The sequence below is a fragment of the Streptomyces sp. NPDC054841 genome (assembly GCF_053611045.1).
In genome coordinates this window covers 1-7,955 of sequence record NZ_JBSGZO010000408.1, presented here as the reverse complement: position 1 = coordinate 7,955, position 7,955 = coordinate 1, and the positions used below count along the sequence as shown (strand labels likewise).

The 7,955-nt window shown below is 71.5% G+C and carries 8 protein-coding genes; 5 read left to right on the top strand and 3 right to left on the bottom strand.

The genetic code is table 11. The features are described 5' to 3' along the window. Positions 1-151: 151 nt before the first annotated feature. Together ACWGI8_RS34825 and ACWGI8_RS34820 are read right to left on the bottom strand one after the other, a co-directional pair. The gene (locus ACWGI8_RS34825) at positions 152-433 is read right to left on the bottom strand and encodes an Lrp/AsnC family transcriptional regulator (RefSeq protein ID WP_453667143.1); all 282 of its coding nucleotides are present in this window, start codon (positions 431-433) and stop codon (positions 152-154) included. Then, positions 430-1,155, bottom strand: a complete 726-nt coding sequence (locus ACWGI8_RS34820) for a rhomboid family intramembrane serine protease (RefSeq protein ID WP_453667141.1) — start codon at positions 1,153-1,155, stop codon at positions 430-432. The genes ACWGI8_RS34825 and ACWGI8_RS34820 overlap by 4 nt, the downstream gene beginning before the upstream one ends. Positions 1,156-1,269: 114 nt before the next feature. Here ACWGI8_RS34820 and ACWGI8_RS34815 point away from each other — a divergent pair, with 114 nt between their 5' ends. From ACWGI8_RS34815 to ACWGI8_RS34795, 5 genes are all read left to right on the top strand, one after another. Next, entirely contained in the window at positions 1,270-1,512 is a 243-nt protein-coding gene (locus ACWGI8_RS34815; RefSeq protein ID WP_453667139.1) for a hypothetical protein, read from the top strand. A 44-nt stretch (positions 1,513-1,556) separates the two neighbouring features. Beyond that, the gene (locus ACWGI8_RS34810) at positions 1,557-2,915 is read left to right on the top strand and encodes an NYN domain-containing protein (protein ID WP_453667137.1); all 1,359 of its coding nucleotides are present in this window, start codon (positions 1,557-1,559) and stop codon (positions 2,913-2,915) included. Between the two features lie 321 nt (positions 2,916-3,236). Then, a complete protein-coding gene (locus tag ACWGI8_RS34805; protein WP_453667136.1) occupies positions 3,237-4,265 on the top strand; it encodes an NlpC/P60 family protein in 1,029 nt (342 codons plus the stop codon). Between the two features lie 201 nt (positions 4,266-4,466). Beyond that, positions 4,467-5,501 (top strand): NlpC/P60 family protein, encoded by a 1,035-nt coding sequence (locus tag ACWGI8_RS34800; protein ID WP_453667135.1) that lies wholly within the window; start codon positions 4,467-4,469, stop codon positions 5,499-5,501. Between the two features lie 264 nt (positions 5,502-5,765). After that, positions 5,766-6,983: a hypothetical protein gene (locus tag ACWGI8_RS34795; protein WP_453667134.1), complete on the top strand. Its 1,218-nt coding sequence runs from the start codon at positions 5,766-5,768 to the stop codon at positions 6,981-6,983. Between the two features lie 193 nt (positions 6,984-7,176). Here ACWGI8_RS34795 and ACWGI8_RS34790 read toward each other — a convergent pair whose 3' ends face one another. Beyond that, entirely contained in the window at positions 7,177-7,767 is a 591-nt protein-coding gene (locus tag ACWGI8_RS34790) for a PadR family transcriptional regulator (protein ID WP_453667132.1), read from the bottom strand. Positions 7,768-7,955 lie beyond the last annotated feature (188 nt).

Below are 7,955 nucleotides of genomic sequence, written 5' to 3'. Positions count from 1 at the left end.
GAATTCGCCGGCGCGGCCGAGCGCTTCGCGCGCACCGTGCCGCGTGCCGACGGGATGTCTCTCCGGAGCGTCCGTGCTCGAACTCTCCCGGAGCTTCGCCCGGGGGTGTCCCCGGACGGGCCCGGTGTGCGGGCCGGTCGCCGGACAGGGCCTACGCGTCGAGGCCGATCGCGAACGCCGCCTCCAGGTCGTGCTGGGAGTACGTACGGAACGCGACGTGCGTGTCCGTCGCCTCGACGCCCGGGATCTTGCTGATGTGGCCCGGGATGACGTCCGCCAGGTCCTCGTGCTTGCTGACCCGGACCATCGCGATCAGGTCGTACGTACCGGTGACCGAGAAGACCTCGCTGACGTTCTCCACCGCGTTGATCGCCTCGGCGATCTCGGGGATGCGGTCCACGCTGGTCTTGATGAGCACGATCGCAGTGATCACGGCTGTCTTTCTCCCTCGGTGGCCGCTGCTTGGGCTTTCACTCTAGCCGTCTGCCGGAAACGGCCCCATGCGTAGAGAAAGCCGATCCCGAACCCCACCAGATGCGCCAGATACGCCACCCCCGGCCCCGACGACGAGCTCTGCGCCTCCGCCAGCCACTGCAGGACGAACCAGAAGATCAGGACGGCCCAGGCGGGGAAGCGCAGCGGCAGGAAGAACAGAAAGGGGAAGAGGCTCGTCACCCGTGTCCTGGGGAAGAGGCGCAGGAACGCGCCGAGCACCCCGGAGATCGCCCCGGACGCCCCTACCAGCGTCTGGCCCGAGTCCGCGTTGGCCGCGGCGTACGCGAGGAGCGCCAGATAGCCGCAGCCGAGATAGAAGAGGGTGAACTGGACGCGGCCCATGCGCTCCTCCGTCATCGCGCCGAAGACATAGAGGAAGAGCATGTTGCCGAGCAGATGCAGCCAGCTGCCGTGCACGAAGAGCGCGGTCAGTGGGGTGAGGAGCGCACGCGGGGAGCTGCGCATCAGCTCGTCCGGGATGACGCCCCAGCGTTCGAAGTGGGAGGCCTGGGCGCCGAGCAGCGTGTCCCCGGTGCCGTATGACGGGTTGAGTCCGGAAACCGGACCGATGACGAACAGCAGACAGCACAGACCGATCACTCCGTAGGTCACCACGGGGCCGGTCACCGCGGCCCGTACCGCTGTCCGCCGATCGATCATGACCAGAGCATGGCGTACCGGGACCGATCGGGGCAGACTGCCTCGCCGTGTCACCGCGTACCCGTGAGGTCGTAGGGTTACGGGCAGTACGCACGACCAGAAGAGGACGGCACGATGACGACGGTACCCATGCCGACGGCCCTGACCCGGTGGCGCTGCACCCTGTGCGGCAATCTCACCCGCTTCGACGTGACGCGTTCGTCCAAGGTCGTCGAGTACGTCCATCTGGACCTCGCGGGCGAGCCCAAGGTGGAGGAGCGGGAGGTGGTCAGTGAGACCATCGAGTCGGTCCGCTGCCGCTGGTGCAACGCCGCGGACCAGATCGAACTGGTGGACAGGCCGGGCACCGGCTCCTGACAGGAGGCGCCCGGGCCCGTAGGGAGACAGTGGGGTGACGGATTGTGGAGCAGCCTGACAGCGGCGCCGGACCGGCCGGTGCCGGCGACGCCGCCGAGGCGCTCGACCGCCCGCTGCCGGAAGGTGTGCGGCGACGGGTCGTCGCGCTGGTCTCGGACGCCTTCGGCGGGCTGACCGTCACCGAACTCCCCGCCCAGTTGCGGCAGTACGCCCGCTTCACCCCCACCCGCCGCGCCAAGTTCGCGGGCAACGCCATGGCCGCCGCACTGGAGGGCGACCCGCTGTTCCGCCAGCGCATCGGCGAGCGGCTGCGCGAGGCTCAGCCGGAGCTGACCGGTGCGCTGGAGTCCGGATCGCTGCCCGCGGCCGCCGACCCCGTCGATGTGGCCGCGGCCGCCTACGTACTGCGCCCGGCCGGCTGGGTGAAGCTGGTGGCCGCCGCGGGCGAGGAGGTCCAGCGCGCGGACGCCGAGCGCGCCGACGAGGAGGGCCGGCGAGAGCTGGAGCGGCTGCGCGAGGAGCTCGACCGGCTCCGGGCGCAGACCAGGTCCGAGAGCGAGCGGCTGCGCGCCGAACTGGAGGCCGCCCGCAAGGAAGCCGAATCGCTTCACCGTAAGCTGCGCAGCGCCCAGAGCGACGTGAAGCGCGGCGAGGCGGCCCTGCGCCGCAGCACCGCCGAGCTCGAGGCGGCGAAGACCGAGGCGCACGCCCAGGTGTCCGCGGCCGAGAGCGAGACGCGTCGGCTCAAGGCCCGGCTCGGCGAGGCGGAGTCGGCCGTCGAGGCGAGCCGCAGAGCCGCCCGCGAGGGCCGCTCGATCGAGGACATGCGCGTACGGCTGCTGCTGGACACCGTGCTGGACGCGGCCTCGGGACTGCGCCGCGAACTGGCTCTGCCGCCCGCGTCCCTCCATCCCGCGGACACCGTCGACGCGGTGGAGCCCGGCCGTATGAGTCCCAAGGACATCGCGGCCCGTGCGCTCTCCGAGACCGATCCCGCACTGCTCGACCAGCTGCTCGCGCTGCCTCAGGTGCATCTCGTGGTGGACGGCTACAACGTCACCAAGACCGGCTATCCGACGATGCCTCTGGAGAAGCAGCGGCTGCGGCTCCTCGGCGGTCTCGCGATGCTCGCGGCCCAGACGGGCGCCGAGATCACCTGTGTCTTCGACGGCGCGGAGCTGGCCGCTCCGGTGCTGCTGGCGCCGCCGCGCGGTGTGCGGGTGCTGTTCTCCAAGCCGGGCGTGACCGCGGACGAGCTCATCCGTCAGCTCGTGCGGGCCGAGCCGCCCGGCCGGCCCGTGGTCGTCGTCTCCGCCGACCGCGAGGTCGCCGACGGAGTGGCGAAGGCGGGCGCCAGGCCCGTCGCGTCCGTATTGCTACTGAAGCGGCTTTCGCGCGTCTAGTGACGTTCGTAACTAACAGGCCTGATGACTGATTTCGCGGAACGTACCGTCAAGTCGCCACTACTACGCGTGTGGTGTCTGTAAAGAATGTGCTCCGTGGGCCAGATTTTTCTCATGAGGATTTGAACTGATCACAAGAAGGTCACTAGGGTCAGGCCTCGAACCTTCGCGCGGTTGATCGTCCACCCGGGACGACAGCGAAGGAACCGCCGATTTCGTGCAGTTCAGCCCAATTTCGCGGGGGAGCTGACTCTGTACGGAGCCGGGGATTCAACCCCCCACTGCCCGGTAGGCGGCTCGAGGAAGAAGGAGCTCGCCTTCGTGGCGTCCCACCGTCGTCCCAAGCAGCCGAGCCGCACCCGTGTGACCGTGCTCACCGCGACCGCCGCCGCGGCAGTCGCCCTGACCTCCCAGGCCGCGCAGGCCGCCCCGGCCAAGCCGAGCAAGGACGAGGTCAAGGCGAAGGTCGACGCGCTCTACCACGAGGCGGAGAAGGCCACCGAGGAGTACAACGGGGCCAAGGAGCAGCAGACCAAGCTCCAGAAGGAAATCGACGCGATCCAGGACAAGGTCGCCCGCGGTCAGGACGAGCTCAACACCCTGCGCGACAGCCTGGGTTCGGTGGCCAGCGCCCAGTACCGCTCCGGTGGCGTCGACCCCGCCATCCAGCTCTTCCTCTCCTCCGACCCGGACACCTACCTCGACAAGGCGTCCGCGATCGACCAGATCGGCGCCAAGCAGACCGCCGCGCTGGAGAACATCCAGTCGAAGCAGCGCACCCTCGCCCAGGAGCGCGCCGAGGCCGCCCGCAAGCTCGGCGACCTCGAGGACGTCCGCAAGACGCTGGGCGAGAAGAAGAAGAAGTACCAGGGCAAGCTCGCCGACGCGCAGAAGCTCCTCAACACCCTGACCGCCGCCGAGCGGGCGAAGATGCAGGAGGAGGAGCAGCGCGCCAGCCGCGACGCGGGCGACCGCGTGGACCTCGGCAACGAGGTCCCGGCCTCCCAGCGCGGCGCCGCCGCGCTCAACGCCGCCGCGAGCCAGCTCGGCAAGCCCTACATGTCCGGCGCCGAGGGCCCCAACTCGTACGACTGCTCCGGGCTTACGCAGTGGTCGTACCGCCAGGCGGGCATCAGCATCTCGCGGACCACCTACACCCAGCAGAACGACGGTGTGAAGATAGGCCGCAGCCAGCTCAAGCCTGGCGACCTCGTCTTCTTCAACAGCCTGTCGCACGTGGGTCTGTACGCGGGCAACAACCAGATCCTGCACGCCCCGAAGCCGGGTGCCGTCGTCCGCTACGAGTCGATGGACTACATGGGCACCTTCCAGTTCGGCGTCCGGATCTGATCGCCGCCCCGTAGTTGACGCCCAATCGGGCGAATCGCGGGACCCTCTGCTGACAGCACGCCCCGCCGGTGACCTGTGATCTCCGGCGGGGCGTCACTGTGTGTACCCTTTGCGGCCTTTGGTCGCTCCGTGTCCACACCGTTACTGTCTGCCGCGCAACAGCTGACCAAGCTGTGTCCAGCGGAAGGGAGTACGGCTCCTGTGGCGTCCCATCGCCGATCCTCAGCGTCCGGTTTCAATCGAGGCGCCAGGGTCACCCTCCTCTCGGCCGCGGTGGCGACCGCCGCTGCCGCGCTCGGCACCGCACCGGCCGGCGCCGACCCGGTCCACACCCCCGAGGCCACCCGGGCCAACGTCGACCGGCTGTTCGAGCAGGCCGAGAAGGCCACGGAACAGCACAACAAGGCCGACGAGCGCGCCGACGAACTGCGCGAGCAGGTGACGGCGGCGCAGGACAGGGCGGCACGCGGCCAGGAGCGGATCAACCGGATGCGGAGCACGCTCGGTTCGGTGGCCGGCGCCCAGTACCGCTCCGGCGGCATGGACCCCGCCCTCGCCCTGCTGCTCTCCGAGGACCCGGACACGTATCTCGACAAGGCCGCGCTCCTCGACCGGCTCAGCTCCCGCCAGACCATCGCCCTGCGCGATCTCCAGCGGGCCCAGCGCGGGCTCGGCCAGGAGCGGTCCGAAGCCACCCTGAAGCTGGCCGAGCTGGAGCGCACGCGGTCCGCCGTCGCCCGCCACAAGCGCAGCGTCGAGGCGAAGCTCGCCGAGGCGCGGCGGCTGCTGAACTCCCTTCCCCTGTCGGAGCGCGCGGCGTACGAACGCGCCTCCCGCTCCGGCCGCGGCGACGGACTGCCAGACCTGTCCGGCGGCCCCGGGCCGTCCTCCTCGCGGGCGGCCGCAGCCCTGGCGGCGGCCCGGAGCGTGGTCGGCAGGCCGTACGTGTGGGGCGCCAACGGGCCGCACAGCTTCGACTGCTCCGGGCTCACCCAGTGGTCCTACGCCCAGGCGGGCGTGGGGCTGCCGCGCACCTCCCAGGCGCAGCGTTACGCCGGACAGCAGGTGCCGCTGTCGGAGGCCAGGCCCGGCGATCTCGTCACGTACCGCTCCGACGCCAGCCACATCGGGATGTACGTCGGCAACGGCCAGGTCGTGCACGCGCCCTATCCCGGGGCGAGCGTGCGCTACGACCCCGTGCGGATGATGCCGATCGCATCGGTGACCCGCCCCTGACCAGTTGATCGCACACCCGCGGCAGAGCCGCCTCAGCCGCCGTCGACGGTCGGTCGTGCTCGGTCCCTCGTTCCTCGGGACCTCCGTGCGGTCTCCCTTTCGGCAGCGGCGCGCCCCTGCGGTTCAACGACTTTTCGGCTCACCTCCGGGGCGCCTCAGTCGCTGTCGACGGTCGGTCGTGCTCGGTCCTTCGTTCCTCGGGGCCTCCGCGGGGTCTCCCTTTCGACGGCGGCGCGCCCCTGCGGTTCGCATACGATCGGCAGGGTGGCTGGTCAGGGGTTCTTCGGACGCAGGGCGGGACGGCGGGTGGCAGCGCTCGTCGCCGCCGGGCTGCTCGCCCTCGCGGGCGGCTGCGCCGGGCCCACGCCGCCCGACACCACGACCCGTGACATCCAGCGCACGCTCGACGCCCGGGCCGCGGCCGTGCTCGGGCACGACGAGGCCGGGTATCTCGCGGCCCTCGACCCCTCCGCCCGGCAGCTGCGGGAAACCGGGCGCAAGGAGCTCGCGAACCTCACGGACATACCGCTGCGTTCCTGGGAGTACCGGCTAACCGGCGTGCGGCGCTCCGGCGGCCGTGCCATCGCAGAGGCCCAGCTGCGCTACCGCTTCGACGGGTACGACAGCGCGCCCGTGACCACCGGCCGCACCCTGGAGCTGGCCGAGCGTGACGGCCGCTGGTACGTCACCGCCGACCGCCCGGACCGCGGCGGCGGCCAGCAGCTGTGGCAGCAGGGCGACGTCGAGGTCGTACGCGGCGCGCACAGCCTGGTCCTCGGCGTCGGCCAGGACCGGGCGCGGCTCCGGCGCATCGCGGCGGAGGCGGACCGGGCCGTGCCCGCGGTCTCGGCCGCCTGGCCCGAGGCGTGGGCGGGGCGCGTGGTCGTCCTGGTGCCGTCCTCGCTGGACGCGATGGCGCGACTGCTGGGCGCGCCCGCGGCGGGGTACCGGGGGATCGCGGCGGTCACCACGGCCGAGACCGGCGGGAGCGGGGTGGCGCCGGCGGACCGGGTGGTCGTCAACCCCGAGGCGTACGGTCTGCTCGGCGAGTTCGGCCGGCGGATCGTCCTCACCCACGAGACCGCCCATGTCGCGACCAGGGCGCACACCTCCGCCAGAACCCCGATGTGGCTCTCCGAGGGATTCGCCGACTGGGCCGCCTACCGCGGCACCGACCGCACCGCCGGCCAGGCCGCACCCGAACTGCGGCGGGCGGTCCGCCGCGGCGATCTCCCCGCCCGTCTGCCCGCCGACGCCGACTTCCGCTTCGGCGGCGACACGGCGGCGCTCGGCCGCGCGTACGAGGGTGCCTGGCTGGCGTGCGAGCTGATCGCCGAGCGCTGGGGTGAGGACCGGCTGACGGCGTTCTACCGGGCGGTGGGCGACGACGGGCCGGCGAAGGGCCTCCACGAGGTGCTGGGTACGGACGCGGAGGCGTTCACGGCGGACTGGCGGGAGTACGTGCGGGCGCGCCTGGGATGAGGCGGGGCCGACTGCCGTCCCCGTGCGGCGCCGGGGCGACTGTCGTCCCCGTACGGCGCCGGGGCGAGCGTCGTCCCCGTACGGCGCCGGGGCGACTGTCGTCCCCTTGCGGCGCAGGGACGAGCGTCGTCCCGTACGGCGCCAAGGCGACTGTCGTCCCCGTACGGCGCAGGGGCGGCCCGTGTCTCCGGCGTCAGTCTCCCCCTGCGCCCTGCGCCCTGCGGCGTGGGGGACCCCCGGACGGGCTCGAACCGTGGCCCGGAGCGTCCAGCTCGGCGATCGCCTCCGCCAGCCAGCGCTTCTCCTCCGTTCCCGTCGCACGGGCGATCCGCAGCATCCCCCGGCGGAAGATGTCGTCCGCCTCCTCCGCCCGTACCGGCTCGCCGTCCCGGTAGAAGAAGCTGGCCGGAGTCTCCAGGAACGCCAGGCGGCGGCGGAGCACGGCCGCCTGCTCGCGGCGGTCGGGCAGCTGCCCCAGGAACGCGAGCAGCGTGAAGAAGCGCTGCCCGTCGGTGATGTCGGCGTCCTTGGGGTGGCGCAGCCGCTCCAGCAGTGCGGCACGGCCGGTGCCGGTGAGGGACAGGATGCGGCGCGGCGCGGCGCTCGTGCCCGCCTCGGTGCGCTCCGCCAGCTTTCCGGCTTTCACGAGGCGGGTGAGCGCGGGGTAGAGCGCGCCGTCGCTGACCGGGCGGACATGGCCGCTCAGCCCTCTGATCCGTTCCTTCAACTCGTAGCCGTGCAGGGGCTGTTCATTGAGGAATCCCAGGATCGTCAGCTCCAGCAACGTCCGCTCCCCATCGGTTGTCGTGTCCGGCGACTCATGGTACCTCTTTTCGGGATACCTCGATTCGAGGTACCACGAGAAATGGGGGGCCCATGGGGCATCGGAAACGGATCGTCGCGCTCGCCGGTCCCGTCTACTTCGAACTGCTCGCCGGTGTCGCGGCCGGGATCATCAACATGGTCTGGGTC